The organism is Enterobacter sp. SST3, assembly GCF_000286655.1.
Taxonomy (GTDB): domain Bacteria; phylum Pseudomonadota; class Gammaproteobacteria; order Enterobacterales; family Enterobacteriaceae; genus Enterobacter; species Enterobacter roggenkampii.
In genome coordinates this window covers 89,317-103,116 of sequence record NZ_ALNS01000021.1, presented here as the reverse complement: position 1 = coordinate 103,116, position 13,800 = coordinate 89,317, and the positions used below count along the sequence as shown (strand labels likewise).

Annotated in this window: 14 protein-coding genes; 7 read left to right on the top strand and 7 right to left on the bottom strand. The window is 53.7% G+C overall.

All coding sequences use genetic code 11. From position 1 onward, the window contains the following. Window positions 1-64: 64 nt before the first annotated feature. The gene (mobB, locus tag B498_RS08535; protein WP_008501868.1) at window positions 65-568 is read right to left on the bottom strand and encodes a molybdopterin-guanine dinucleotide biosynthesis protein MobB; all 504 of its coding nucleotides are present in this window, start codon (window positions 566-568) and stop codon (window positions 65-67) included. After that, window positions 565-1,149: a molybdenum cofactor guanylyltransferase MobA gene (mobA, locus tag B498_RS08540; RefSeq protein WP_008501867.1), complete on the bottom strand. Its 585-nt coding sequence runs from the start codon at window positions 1,147-1,149 to the stop codon at window positions 565-567. The genes mobB and mobA overlap by 4 nt, the downstream gene beginning before the upstream one ends. Before the next feature lie 68 nt (window positions 1,150-1,217). Here mobA and B498_RS08545 point away from each other — a divergent pair, with 68 nt between their 5' ends. The 3 genes from B498_RS08545 (at window position 1,218) to dsbA (ending at window position 3,199) form a co-directional block, all read left to right on the top strand. Continuing rightward, entirely contained in the window at window positions 1,218-1,487 is a 270-nt protein-coding gene (locus B498_RS08545; RefSeq protein ID WP_008501866.1) for a YihD family protein, read from the top strand. Between the two features lie 75 nt (window positions 1,488-1,562). Beyond that, window positions 1,563-2,549 carry a serine/threonine protein kinase gene (locus tag B498_RS08550; RefSeq protein ID WP_008501865.1) on the top strand — a complete coding sequence of 329 codons (987 nt, stop codon included), beginning with the start codon at window positions 1,563-1,565 and terminating at the stop codon, window positions 2,547-2,549. Window positions 2,550-2,575: 26 nt separating this feature from the next. Beyond that, on the top strand, window positions 2,576-3,199 hold the full coding sequence (dsbA, locus tag B498_RS08555) for a thiol:disulfide interchange protein DsbA (RefSeq protein WP_008501864.1): 624 nt from the start codon (window positions 2,576-2,578) through the stop codon (window positions 3,197-3,199). A 23-nt stretch (window positions 3,200-3,222) separates the two neighbouring features. On the opposite strand, the gene B498_RS08560 is transcribed toward dsbA, so the two are convergent. Further along, on the bottom strand, window positions 3,223-4,074 hold the full coding sequence (locus tag B498_RS08560) for an acyltransferase (RefSeq protein ID WP_232946122.1): 852 nt from the start codon (window positions 4,072-4,074) through the stop codon (window positions 3,223-3,225). Between B498_RS08560 and B498_RS23385 the strand changes: the two genes are divergently transcribed. Together B498_RS23385 and polA are read left to right on the top strand one after the other, a co-directional pair. Continuing rightward, on the top strand, window positions 3,971-4,237 hold the full coding sequence (locus B498_RS23385) for a hypothetical protein (protein WP_025912320.1): 267 nt from the start codon (window positions 3,971-3,973) through the stop codon (window positions 4,235-4,237). The genes B498_RS08560 and B498_RS23385 overlap by 104 nt on opposite strands. Window positions 4,238-4,571: 334 nt before the next feature. Beyond that, window positions 4,572-7,364 carry a DNA polymerase I gene (gene polA / locus B498_RS08565; protein WP_008501862.1) on the top strand — a complete coding sequence of 931 codons (2,793 nt, stop codon included), beginning with the start codon at window positions 4,572-4,574 and terminating at the stop codon, window positions 7,362-7,364. Window positions 7,365-7,675: 311 nt separating this feature from the next. On the opposite strand, the gene yihA is transcribed toward polA, so the two are convergent. Continuing rightward, window positions 7,676-8,305: a ribosome biogenesis GTP-binding protein YihA/YsxC gene (yihA, locus tag B498_RS08570; protein ID WP_008501861.1), complete on the bottom strand. Its 630-nt coding sequence runs from the start codon at window positions 8,303-8,305 to the stop codon at window positions 7,676-7,678. A 580-nt stretch (window positions 8,306-8,885) separates the two neighbouring features. Between yihA and yihI the strand changes: the two genes are divergently transcribed. Both yihI and hemN read left to right on the top strand, forming a co-directional pair. After that, window positions 8,886-9,401: a Der GTPase-activating protein YihI gene (gene yihI / locus B498_RS08575; protein ID WP_008501860.1), complete on the top strand. Its 516-nt coding sequence runs from the start codon at window positions 8,886-8,888 to the stop codon at window positions 9,399-9,401. A gap of 188 nt (window positions 9,402-9,589) precedes the next feature. Further along, on the top strand, window positions 9,590-10,963 hold the full coding sequence (gene hemN, locus B498_RS08580; protein WP_008501859.1) for an oxygen-independent coproporphyrinogen III oxidase: 1,374 nt from the start codon (window positions 9,590-9,592) through the stop codon (window positions 10,961-10,963). Between the two features lie 100 nt (window positions 10,964-11,063). Here the strand turns inward: hemN and B498_RS22935 are convergent, their stop codons facing one another. The 3 genes from B498_RS22935 to glnL form a co-directional block, all read right to left on the bottom strand. Beyond that, window positions 11,064-11,174 carry a YshB family small membrane protein gene (locus B498_RS22935; protein ID WP_032622955.1) on the bottom strand — a complete coding sequence of 37 codons (111 nt, stop codon included), beginning with the start codon at window positions 11,172-11,174 and terminating at the stop codon, window positions 11,064-11,066. 110 nt (window positions 11,175-11,284) lie between these two features. Continuing rightward, on the bottom strand, window positions 11,285-12,697 hold the full coding sequence (glnG, locus tag B498_RS08585) for a nitrogen regulation protein NR(I) (RefSeq protein ID WP_008501858.1): 1,413 nt from the start codon (window positions 12,695-12,697) through the stop codon (window positions 11,285-11,287). A gap of 11 nt (window positions 12,698-12,708) precedes the next feature. Further along, window positions 12,709-13,758: a nitrogen regulation protein NR(II) gene (glnL, locus tag B498_RS08590; protein ID WP_008501857.1), complete on the bottom strand. Its 1,050-nt coding sequence runs from the start codon at window positions 13,756-13,758 to the stop codon at window positions 12,709-12,711. Window positions 13,759-13,800: the final 42 nt, after the last annotated feature.

Genomic DNA, 13,800 nt, shown 5'->3' with positions numbered 1-13,800 from the left:
GCCTTTTTGCGTTTCTGCGCCAAAAAACGGTAGGCCGGTTAAGGCAAAGCCGCCACCTGGCAAGTCAGACCGCACTCCACGCCACAATAAACTGCGCAATCCCGTCCACATCATTTAAATCCAGCACAGGAACTTCAAGTTCCACTGCCACATCGCTGGCCACCGCAATCACATGCTCATCCAGCATTAACTCGCTCAAATCATGCCCGGCATCGCTTCTGAAAAGTAGGATCTTAGGCACAGCCTCATGCTTAAACCCCTCAACCAGCACCAGATCCAGCGTGGAGTGATCCATCCGGCTAACCAGATAAGCGAGATTCAGCGGCGCCTCATCCGGCGTTTCTGTCATTAACGCCCAGCGCTGAGGACTTGCTACCATCGTTTGTGCTGCTCCGGCCTTACGCAGCTCATAGCTGTCTTTTCCGGGCGTATCAATGTCCATGTTGTGATGACTATGCTTAATCAAACCAGGGCGAAGCCCTCTGGCACAAAGCGCGGGAATGAGCTTTTTCAACAGCGTGGTTTTCCCGGTCCCACTCCAGGCGGAAATGGCTACAACAGGTATCATCTTTTCTCCTGCATCATCTGCAAATCTTCACTCGTATTTACGTTCACAAACGCTGATTTCACATCGCTAAAATCAACGGAATGGCCGCCAGACTCACGCATAAAGACCATCACCCTGCGCTCTCCCGCAGCCAGGTAGGCCAGCAGAGCAGGTGCAAGCGATCGATGCATCAACGCGACAGCAGGATGGTCACGTTCGCCGTCATGCACCCAAACCACAGGCGCCGTACCACGAAGCAGGAACAGACGCTCGACAAGACAGGACGGAATAAACGGGGTATCGCAGGGGCAGAAGATAAACCACTCACCCTGCGACTGTTGCATGACCGAAAGCATACCGGCAAGCGGGCCCGGGTAATTCTCAAGGCTATCCTGATAAACGCCGTAGCCGCTGCGCCGGTAAGTGTCGATATGCCGGTTAGCGCTGATGGCTATAGTCGTCACCTGACCTGCGAGCGTATCGGCGACATGCTGCCACAAGGGTTTTCCATTAAGAAGCTGAAGCCCCTTATCTTTACCGCCCATTCGCGTTGCTCTGCCGCCTGCCAGAACGACCCCGATGATTTCCTGGCTAACATTCACGAATATCGCCTCTTTTATTGTGGGATTGACCCTGCTAACGTGTCACTCTAAATGAAAGGAGCACCACCATGAAATGTAAACGTCTGAATGAAGTTATTGAACTCCTCCAGCCCGCCTGGCAGAAAGAGCCAGAGCTCAATCTGATGCAATTTTTACAGAAACTGGCAAAAGAGTCAGGTTTTGACGGCGATCTGGCAGACCTTTCTGACGACATCCTGATCTACCACCTTAAAATGCGCGACTCTGCCAAAGATGCTGTTATTCCTGGTATTCAGAAAGATTATGAGGAAGATTTTAAGACTGCATTGCTGCGCGCCCGAGGCGTAATTAAAGAGTAAAAGCTTGTAAGCGGCGGCACCGAAATCGCCACAAGATGATATCCTGAATCATTCGTATAATTTCCGGATGATCGGATGAACGACCAGGCTTTTACTTTCCAGACATTACACCCGGACACCATTATGGATGCCCTGTTTGAACAGGGTATTCGGGTGGATTCCGGGCTAACACCGTTAAACAGCTACGAAAACCGCGTCTATCAATTTCAGGACGAGGATCGTCAGCGCTATGTCGTAAAATTCTATCGTCCTGAACGCTGGTCCGCTGAACAAATTCAGGAAGAGCATCAGTTCGCTCACGATCTGCTGGATGACGATGTCCCCGTTGCCGCACCGCTAAAATTCAATAACCAAACGCTCCTTACGCACGAAGGGTATTACTACGCAGTATTCCCAAGTCTGGGTGGCCGTCAGTTTGAAGCGGATAATATCGATCAGATGGAGTGGGTTGCCCGCTATCTTGGGCGTATACACCAGACGGGACGCAAAAAAGCCTTTATTGCCCGCCCGACTATGGGGATTCAGGAATACCTTCTTGAACCGCGCACAATATTCGAAACGTCTGCAATGATCCCCGCAGCGCTAAAGGATGATTTCCTCAACGCCACCGATAAGCTTATTGCTGCAGTGAAAACCTGCTGGCGCGATGATATTTCCGTCCTGCGTCTGCATGGCGATTGTCACGCCGGGAATATTCTCTGGCGTGATGGACCGCTGTTTGTCGATCTCGATGATGCGCGTATGGGGCCAGCGGTTCAGGACCTGTGGATGCTGCTGAATGGCGACAAAGCCGAGCAACGCATGCAGCTTGAAACCATTATTGAAGCTTATGAAGAATTTAGCCCGTTTAATTCAGACGAAATTGCCCTGATTGAGCCTTTACGTGCGATGCGTTTTGTTTATTATCTCGCATGGTTAATCAGGCGTTGGGACGATCCGGCATTTCCTCGTAATTTCCCGTGGCTTACCGGAGAGGATTACTGGCGTAGCCAGATATCTACATTTACTGAGCAGGTTAAGGTTCTTCAGGAGCCCCCTCTGCAATTAACGCCGATGTATTAATGGACACACCCAGGAGAGAGTTAATCATGAAAAAAATTTGGCTGGCGCTGGCAGGTATGATTCTGGCATTTAGCGCTTCTGCTGCACAGTTTACCGACGGCAAACAGTACATCACGCTGGAGAAGCCGGTCGCTGGCGAGCCACAGGTACTGGAGTTCTTCTCGTTCTATTGCCCACACTGTTACCAGTTCGAGCAGGTGCTGCATGTCTCTGACAACGTGAAGAAAAAGCTGCCGGAAGGCACCAAAATGACCAAGTACCACGTCGAGTTCCTGGGCCCATTGGGTAAAGACCTGACTCAGGCATGGGCGGTGGCGATGGCACTGGGCGTAGAAGATAAGATCACTTCGCCAATGTTTGAAGCCGTACAGAAAACCCAGACCGTTCAGACCACTGCGGATATCCGTAAAGTGTTCGTTGATGCCGGCGTGAAAGGTGAAGAGTACGATGCCGCATGGAACAGCTTCGTGGTGAAATCACTGGTTGCCCAGCAGGAAAAAGCGGCTGCTGACCTCCAGCTTCAGGGCGTTCCGGCGATGTTTGTTAACGGCAAATATCAGCTGAACATGCAGGGCATGGACACCAGCAGCATGGATATTTTCGTACAGCAGTATGCAGATACCGTGAAATACCTGGTTGAGAAGAAGTAATTTCGTTAATGTAAAAACGCCGGTCACTGACCGGCGTTTTTGTATGAAGATTTTATCTTGTCTATCTGTTCGTCTTTCTCTTTCCAGAGCGTATTAAGCCACTGCTGGAAACGACGTTTGAAGTTCTTATCGTTTACGTAATCACCGTGCAGTTCAGCGTCAATCGGAACCAGGTCGACGTGCACGACAATACGCGTCAGTTTGCCGCTGAGCATATCGAAGAACGGCGTCTTATCGTTTTCCGGATAGCAGAGCGTGACGTTAAGAAGTTTATCGAACTGTGCTCCCAGCACGTTAAGCGCCATCGCAATCCCCGCTGCCTTTGGCGGCAACAGATGCTGATACGGAGAGCGCGTTTGCTGGCGCTTCTCTTCCGTAAACCGGGAGCCTTCAACAAAGTTCACGATGGTCGTTGGATGCGCACGAAACTTTTCACAGGAGCGGCGCGTGGTCTCCACATCCTTACCGCGACGTTCCGGATGACGAATCAAATAGCTGCGCGAATAGCGTTTCATAAACGGCATATCGAGCGCCCAGCAGGCCAGCCCGATAAAAGGCACCCAGGCGAGCTGCTGTTTCAGGAAATATTTGTTCATCGGGATGTGTTTGCGAAAAAGCACGCATAACACCACGATGTCCGCCCAGCTGTGGTGATTGCAGATCAGCAGGTACCAGTTCTTTTTGTTAAGGTTCTCCAGCCCTTTGACATCCCACATCAGGTGCGGGTTAAGGCGCAACAGGATCGCCAGTCCTTCGCACCAGCAAAACATCATGAAATTACAAAATGCGGACACGGCTCGCCACACCATGGGTACAGGCAGCAGCAGTTTAATGATCCCGGCGAGAATGATCGGTACGGAACAGGCGATCGTCACCAGGATAGTTAAAATGATGCTTAGCAGTAATGTTATTGCAGCGAGCAATCTCGACATGATGAGCTTTTTCAGGTGGTTAGCTGTAAGTGAGCGACCGGATAGTCGACGCTGGGCGCTGATTTTACCAGAAAACAGACAAATGAATGGCGCTTTCACAGGGTGATTTGGCGGCTTTTACCCCGGCGCAGAAGATTTCGCTGTCGTTCCGCGTAAATCAAGGCTTATATCCACATAGACTAAATTGTCATCAGTTGGCCATATAGAGGCGATCTCATAACATAACAATCTGATAATTAAGATCTAAATATTGCCTTATATGTATTTTTTACGTCTGTTATTCATGTGAAGTGAAAATACTCACAAACTTATCCACAGTTTGATTTTTACGAGCGATCCTCACGATCGCAAAATCTTTTCCTGTATCGGGCCTGAATAACTGATGTTTTCATCCTTCTGTGGCATCCTTTACGCATAAATTGATTAAAGGCACGGACATTATGGTTCAGATCCCAGAAAACCCTCTTATTCTCGTCGATGGCTCTTCTTACCTGTATCGGGCGTACCATGCGTTTCCTCCTCTGACCAACAGCGCAGGGGAACCTACCGGCGCAATGTATGGCGTGCTGAATATGCTGCGCAGCCTGATCCTTCAGTATCAGCCAACCCATGCGGCCGTCGTGTTTGATGCGAAAGGCAAAACGTTCCGCGACGAGTTGTTTGAACATTACAAATCCCACCGTCCGCCAATGCCTGACGATCTGCGTGCGCAGATAGAGCCGCTGCATGCGATGGTGAAAGCGATGGGTCTGCCGCTGCTGGCCGTTTCTGGGGTTGAAGCGGATGACGTCATCGGTACGCTGGCGCGTGAAGCCGAAAAGATGGGTCGTCCGGTACTGATTAGCACCGGTGATAAAGATATGGCGCAGCTGGTGACGCCAGGGATTACCCTGATTAACACTATGACCAACACCATTCTTGGGCCGGAAGAGGTGGTCGCAAAGTATGGCGTGCCGCCAGAGCTGATTATCGATTTCCTCGCGTTGATGGGCGACTCCTCGGATAACATTCCTGGTGTCCCTGGCGTCGGTGAGAAAACCGCGCAGGCGCTGCTTCAGGGGCTGGGCGGGCTGGATACGCTCTACGCGGAATCAGACAAAATCGCCGGTCTCTCCTTCCGTGGTGCCAAAACCATGGCTGGGAAGCTGGAAGAGAACAAAGAGGTGGCTTATCTCTCCTATAAGCTGGCCACAATCAAAACCGATGTCGAGCTCGAACTGGGCTGTGAACAGCTGGAAGTGCAGCAGCCTTCTGCGGACGAGCTTCTAAGCCTGTTTAAGAAATACGAATTTAAGCGCTGGACCACTGACGTGGAAGCCGGTAAATGGCTGCAGGCAAAAGGGGCAAAACCTTCCACAAAGCCGAAGGAGACGATTGTCGTTGATGCAGAAGAGCAGGCGGAAGAAGAAGCCGTGGCGCTTTCCTTCGACAATTATGAAACTCTTCTTGAAGAGTCACAGCTCATTGCCTGGATCGAGAAACTGAAAAAGGCGCCGGTCTTTGCCTTTGACACCGAAACGGACAGTCTCGATAACATCTCTGCCAATATGGTAGGCCTGTCATTTGCGACAGCGCCAGGTCATGCGGCCTATGTTCCCGTGGCGCACGATTACCTGGATGCGCCGGAACAGATCTCCCGTGAACGCGTGCTTGAACTGCTGAAGCCGATCCTGGAAGATGAAAAGGCGCTCAAGGTTGGGCAAAACCTCAAGTACGACCGCGGCATTCTGCAAAACTACGGCATTGAACTGCGCGGGATCGCCTTCGACACCATGCTTGAATCTTACATTCTGGACAGCGTCGCGGGCCGCCATGATATGGATTCCTTATCTGACCGCTGGCTCAAGCACAAAACCATCACCTTCGAAGAGATTGCCGGCAAAGGGAAAAATCAGCTCACCTTTAACCAGATTGCTCTTGAAGAGGCAGGACGCTACGCGGCGGAAGACGCTGACGTTACGCTGCAGCTCCACCTGAAGATGTGGCCAAAACTGCAAAAGCACGAAGGTCCGCTGAATGTGTTCCAGCATATTGAGATGCCGCTGGTACCCGTGCTGTCCCGCATTGAACGCAACGGCGTGAAAATCGATCCAACTGTGCTGCATAACCACTCCGGGGAGCTGGCGCAGCGCCTGACCGAGCTGGAGCAGAAAGCGCATGAGCTTGCAGGCGAGCCGTTTAACCTCTCTTCACCGAAGCAGCTGCAAACCATTTTGTTTGAAAAGCAGGGCATCAAGCCGCTGAAGAAAACCCCTGGCGGTGCGCCTTCAACCTCTGAAGAGGTGCTGGAAGAGCTGGCGCTGGACTACCCGCTGCCAAAAGTGATTCTGCAGTACCGTGGTCTCGCGAAGCTGAAGTCTACCTACACTGATAAGCTTCCGCTGATGATCAACCCGAAAACGGGCCGCGTGCACACCTCATATCATCAGGCTGTCGCGGCGACCGGTCGTCTCTCGTCAACCGATCCCAACCTGCAGAACATCCCGGTACGTAACGAAGAGGGCCGCCGTATTCGCCAGGCTTTCATCGCACCAGAGGATTATCTGATTGTCTCTGCTGACTACTCGCAAATTGAGCTGCGCATTATGGCGCATCTGTCCCGCGACAAAGGCCTGCTGACCGCGTTTGCCGAAGGGAAGGATATCCACCGGGCAACCGCGGCGGAAGTCTTCGGCTTGCCGCTGGACAGCGTGACCAACGAACAGCGCCGCAGCGCTAAAGCGATCAACTTCGGTCTGATCTACGGCATGAGCGCGTTCGGCCTTTCACGCCAGCTCAATATTCCGCGTAAAGAGTCGCAGAAGTATATGGATCTCTACTTCGAGCGCTACCCGGGCGTGCTGGAATATATGGAACGTACCCGCGCGCAGGCGAAAGAGAAAGGTTACGTTGAAACCCTGGACGGCCGCCGTCTCTACTTACCGGACATCAAATCCAGCAACGCGGCGCGCCGCGCGGGCGCAGAGCGTGCCGCGATCAACGCCCCGATGCAGGGGACCGCGGCGGACATTATTAAGCGTGCAATGATCGCCGTGGATGCCTGGCTCGAGAAAGAGAAACCGCGTGTGAAAATGATCATGCAGGTACACGATGAACTGGTATTTGAAGTGCACAAGGACGACCTCGACGCCGTGTCGAAGAAGATCCACGAACTGATGGAAAGCAGCATGACGCTGGACGTGCCGTTGCTGGTGGAAGTGGGAAGTGGTGAAAACTGGGATCAGGCTCACTAAGGGTTCTTCGCATAACGCGCTTTTTATGTAAGTTTGCAACATGGCAACGCGCGTTTTGTGACGATCATTAGAATTCCCTATGTAAAGAATGAAAAAAAACTACAAAAAGTGCTTTTTCTGCAACACAAAAAGGGGTAGAGTTATCGGCGTAGGGTACAGAGGTAAGATGTTCTATCTTTCAGACCTTTTACTTCACGTAATCGGATTTGGCTGAATATTTTAGCCGCCCCAGTCAGTAATGACTGGGGCGTTTTTTATTGCGGCAAAGAAATGTTCAGGCAAAAAAAGCGCGGCCATTGCCGCGCTCGGTATTACTCTTCTTCCGCTTCCGTCGCGGGTTCCAGCTCGCTAAACCAGGTGTCGAGCTTCTGACGCAGCTTGTCCACGCCCTGCTTTTTCAGCGAGGAGAACGGCTCAACCTGCACATCGCCGTTGAACGCCAGCACCGCTTCGCGAACCATATTCACCTGCGCTTTACGCGCGCCGCTTGCCAGCTTATCGGCTTTCGTCAGCAGCACCAGCACGGCGATATCGCTTGCCACCGCCCAGTCGATCATCTGCTGATCGAGATCTTTCAGCGGGTGGCGAATATCCATCAATACCACCAGACCTTTCAGGCACATGCGTTTTTCGAGGTATTCACCCAGCGCACGCTGCCATTTGATTTTCATCTCTTCGGGTACCTGCGCATAACCGTACCCCGGTAAGTCGACCAGGCGTTTGCCCTCTGCGACTTCAAACAGGTTGATCAGCTGGGTACGGCCAGGTGTTTTTGAGGTACGCGCCAGGTTCTTCTGATTGGTCAGCGTATTCAGGGCGCTGGATTTACCCGCATTAGAGCGGCCAGCAAAGGCCACTTCAATACCGGTATCAGAGGGGAGGTGGCGAATATCGGGCGCACTGGTGACAAAATGCGTCTGTTGGTAGTTCCAGGTAGTCACGTGGTCGTCTCCAAAAATCGTAATCTGAGGGGGATTATACCTGAATGCGGGCAAAAGACTTTTTTCATTGCACTCAGCCTGTAGGCTTAAGCCCTGGCCGCTGTGAGAGATTGGCTATACGTACTATGGGAGATTTCAGAGAAATCGCAGGAGCAAGAAAAAGGCAAACTGTTTTAAATCATCATCTTATTTCCAGGTAATTATCTGAAAATCCGTTTTTGTACCGTTTCGTTGCTTGTTAGTTTAAGCGAACACGGTAAAGTATGCGGCAAGGCGAGGAAGCCAACAGGATGATGACTTAAGGATAAGGGTCAGGAGCGCCAGGAGGCGAAGACGCAGGATTGTCAGGACGACCAGCGCCCGGAGGCGTTTTAACAGGAAATGGAACCGTATCACGGACGGTATTAGCCAAGGGATAAACAGGGTTTGTTGTTGGCAAACATGGAATGTCTGACCCGTTAAGGGTTGTGAGTCAGGAAAAAAGGCGACAGATTGCTCTGTCGCCTTTTTTCTTTGCTTGCTTTCTGCTAGATTTCGCCGCAATTCTATACTGAAGAAAACGACTTAAAGATAAAACATCATGAAAAAACCAACCTCCGCTGCGGGCGCGAAACGCCCTGCAAAAGCACGCCGCAAAACGCGCGAAGAACTGAACCAGGAAGCGCGCGACCGCAAACGCGACAAAAAACATCGCGGTCATGCTGCGGGTAGCCGTGCCAACGGTGGTGGTGCAGCGGGCGCTTCTGCAAAAAGCAAGCAGCAGAAAGATCCTCGTATCGGCAGTAAAACTCCCATTCCACTGGGTGTGACAGACACCCCGGTCACTAAGCAGCACAAACCAAAGAGCGAGAAACCTATGCTTTCACCGCAGGCTGAGCTGGATTTGCTGGAGAACGATGAGCGCCTGGACGCGCTGCTGGAACGTCTTGAAGAGGGTGAAACCCTGACCGCTGAAGAGCAGTCATGGGTGGATGCCAAACTGGATCGCATCGACGAGCTGATGCAGAAGCTGGGTCTGTCTTACGATGACGAAGACGACGAAGAAGAAGACGAAAAGCAGGAAGATATGATGCGTCTTCTGAAGGGTGGAAACTAACATTTGCACCCGGCAGGCTCGATAGTCCTGCTTATAACCCTTCCGGTTATATGTTATCTGGTGTGGTTATTCGTTAAACTACGGCGGTTGTCGCGGCGACAGAAGTGGCTGCGCACCCGAATGATGGCCCGCAATGGGGTCAGAGCGGGCCGCCGTATACGAACGCGACACCAACGGAAGGAGTGAGCATGTCAGCACCAACTATCGACTGGGATTTGGCCCTAATCCAGAAATATAACTATTCCGGGCCGCGTTATACGTCATACCCCACCGCGCTGGAGTTCTCCGATGCCTTCGGCGAGGGGGATTTTCAGCAGGCTGTTGCGCGCTATCCTGAGCGTCCGCTGTCGCTCTACGTCCATATTCCGTTCTGCCACAAGCTTTGCTACTTCTGCGGCTGCAATAAAATCGTGACCCGCCAGCAGCATAAAGCCGACCAGTACCTTGACGCGCTTGAACAGGAAATTGTGCATCGCGCGCCGTTGTTTAAAGGCCGTCACGTCAGCCAGTTGCACTGGGGCGGCGGTACGCCAACCTATCTGAATAAAGCGCAAATCAGCCGCCTGATGACCCTGCTGCGCGGCAATTTCAGTTTTAACGACGACGCTGAAATCTCGATCGAAGTCGATCCGCGCGAAATTGAGCTGGATGTGCTGGATCACTTACGCGCAGAAGGCTTCAACCGCCTGAGCATGGGCGTGCAGGACTTCAATAAAGAGGTTCAGCGTCTGGTGAACCGCGAGCAGGACGAAGACTTTATCTTTGCCTTACTCAACCATGCGCGTGACATCGGTTTTACGTCGACCAATATTGACCTGATTTACGGCCTGCCAAAGCAGACGCCGGAAAGCTTCGCCTTTACGCTGAAGCGCGTGGCTGCACTCAGTCCGGACCGCCTGAGCGTCTTTAACTACGCGCATCTGCCGACGCTCTTTGCCGCCCAGCGCAAAATCAAAGATGCCGATCTGCCTTCTGCCCAGCAGAAGCTGGATATCCTGCAGGAAACCATCACCTCGCTGACCGAAACCGGCTATCAGTTTATCGGCATGGATCACTTTGCCCGTCCTGATGACGAGCTGGCCGTTGCCCAGCGCGAAGGGGTCCTGCACCGCAACTTCCAGGGTTACACCACCCAGGGCGATACCGATCTGCTCGGCATGGGCGTCTCTGCCATCAGCATGATTGGTGACTGCTACGCGCAGAACCAGAAAGAGCTGAAGCTCTACTACCAGCAGGTAGATGAAACCGGCAACGCGCTGTGGCGCGGCATCGCATTAACCCGTGACGACTGCATCCGTCGCGATGTGATTAAGGCGCTTATCTGCAACTTCCGTCTCGATTTCAGGGACGTGGAAGCGCAGTGGGCGCTGAACTTCAGCGATTATTTCGCGGAAGACCTGAAGCTGCTGGCGCCGCTGGCGAAAGACGGGCTGGTGGATATGTCGGAGAGCGCGATTGAGGTCACGCCGAAAGGGCGTCTGTTGATCCGCAATATCTGCATGTGCTTTGACGCATACCTGCGTCAGAAAGCGCGTATGCAGCAGTTCTCGCGGGTGATTTAAACGGTAATGCCGGGTGGCGGCTTCGCCTTACCCGGCCTACAAAAGTGCGAAATGTAGGCCGGGTAAGCGAAGCGCCACCCGGCTTTTCATCGCCAACTCGCTAGCTAAACAGCCCAACCAGCGCCGCACACAGCACCGCCGCAACGGCGGTTTGTGGCGTGTGGCTTTCAGCGGCTCCGCTAGAGAGCATATTCACGAATGTTTCCAGCATGATGTTCACCCCCAATTTCCGGGCACGATCATACAAAACTCATCGGAACAGTAAAGCGCAAAATAACGGCAATTTGCGCTCAATTAATAACCTTTACACAAGCGCGGATATTACTCCATTCCCAACTCTTTCAGCTTGCGCGTCAGGGTATTGCGTCCCCATCCTAACAGGCGAGCGGCTTCCTGCTTATGACCCTGGGTATGACGAAGCGCGGTGGTCAACAGCGTACGCTCCATCTCAGGCTGAGCCTCAGACAGCAGGTTTTGATGACCGGAACGCAGCGCGCGGTCGGCCCACTGTGCCAGCAGCGTCGCCCAGCTGTCCGGCAGCGCGTGTCCGCTACTGCTTTCCGGCGCGGTCGCCTCAAACAGCTCGGCCGGTAAATCCTGAATCAGCACTTCCTGACCGGCAGCCATCACGGTTAACCAGCGGCAGGTATTTTCCAGCTGACGCACGTTGCCCGGCCACGCGAGGCGGGTGAGGGCAGCATCGGTTTCCGGGTGAAGCTGCTTGGCTTCTACGCCCAGCTCGCGGGCGGCCACCTGCAGGAAATGACGCGCCAGGCGGGGAATATCTTCCCGGCGTTCACGCAGCGGCGGCAGATGAACGCGAATGACGTTCAGACGATGGAATAAATCCTCCCGGAATTTGCCTTCCTGCACGCGCTGCTCCAGGTTCTGGTGGGTTGCGGCGATGATGCGCACGTCCACCTTCACCGGCGCATAACCGCCCACGCGATAAAACTGCCCGTCGGCCAGCACGCGCAGCAGACGGGTCTGAACGTCCAGCGGCATATCGCCGATCTCATCCAGGAACAGCGTGCCGCCGTCAGCCTGTTCGAAGCGCCCCTGGCGAATGGTATTTGCGCCGGTAAACGCCCCTTTTTCGTGGCCGAACAGCTCGGATTCAATCAAGTCCTTTGGGATCGCCGCCATATTCAGGGCGATAAACGGCGCTTTTGCCCGCGGGCTGTGGCGATGCAGCGCATGGGCCACAAGCTCTTTACCGGTGCCCGATTCGCCGTTAATCAAGACGCTGATGGAGGAGCGGGACAGACGGCCAATAATGCGAAACACGTCCTGCATCGCCGGCGCTTCGCCGATGATGTCGGTGGTTGGCCCAAAATCGGGCGCGTGGCGCGGCTGTTGCTGCTCCTGATAATGGCTAATCGCGCGCTCAACCAGCGCCACCGCTTCGTCGATATCAAACGGTTTGGGCAGATAATCGAATGCCCCTTGCTGGTAAGCGCTCACCGCGGCATCCAGATCGGAATGAGCCGTCATTATGATGACCGGAAGCATAGGGTGGCGTTGTTTGATCTGCTTTAACAGCGCCAGCCCGTCCATGCCCGGCATACGGATATCCGACAGCAGAACATCGGGCGTTTTAGTGGTGAGTGCGTCGAGCACTTCGCTGCCGCTCTCAAACGTCGTGCAGCTTAATCCTGCCCCTGTGAGCGCGCGTTCAAGCACCCAACGGATGGAGCTATCGTCATCGACTACCCAGACTATCCCTCGTTGCATAAACGTCACCTTTATTTTTTAATCGGCAGGAAAACCGAAAACTCGGTATGTCCCGGCCAACTGGTAAATTCAATTTTTCCAGAGTGTTGGTCGATCAAACTGCGGGCAATGGATAAGCCCAGGCCGGTTCCGCCTTCACGGCCGCTGACCATCGGGTAGAACAGAGTGTCCTGAAGATGCGATGGAATACCGGGGCCGTTATCCTCGACGTCGATACGGGCCGCAAGCCGATAGCGCACGCCGTGTAACGTGAGCTGGAAGGCGGTGCGGGTGCGCAAAATAATCTCGCCCCCTTCCGGTCCAAGCGCCTGCAGGGCATTGCGCACAATGTTCAACAGGACCTGCTCAATCTGATCCGGGTCATGGGCCAGTTCCGGCAGGCTTGGGTCGTAATCACGCACCAGCGTGACGTTCTCCGGCAGTTCCATCGAGACGAGCTTCACCACCCGCTCGGCCACTTTATGGATGCTTTCTGTGACGTGCATTCCCGGCTGCTGTGGCCCGAGAAGACGGTCAACCAGATTCCGCAGGCGGTCCGCCTGCTCGATGATGACGTTGGTATACTCCGCCAGCGCAGGGTCGGGCAGCGCCTTGGTCAGAAGCTGCGCCGCGCCGCGTAACCCACCCAACGGGTTTTTGATTTCATGCGCCAGGCCGCGCACCAGGTCTCGGGCGGCAATTTGCTGCGCATGCTGAAGCTGCTCCTGGCTCAGGCGACGCTGATTATCCATCGGCGCCATTTCCAGCAGGATCAAGCCTTCGGGAAGACGTTGCGCGGTCAGCGACAGAATGTGCGAGCGCCCGTCGATCACCAGCGTCACTTCGTTATCGGTGAAACCCTGGCCCGCCTGTAAACTTTCCTGCATCAGGCCAATATTCAGCGAAAAATAGCTCAGAAGTTCCGGAAGCGGGGTGCCGAACAGTTTGCGTGCGCTTTGGGCGAGCAGCTGCTGTGCCGCCGGGTTGGCGTAATGAACGGCCAGCTCGTCATCCACCAGCAAAATGCTGTTAATCAAAGAATTGAGGATCTGCCCAGCATCGGGCAGCGTGCCAGTTGCCATTCAGCAGTCTCCTGGAGTCGTTTGCACTAATTTAGTGCAGTA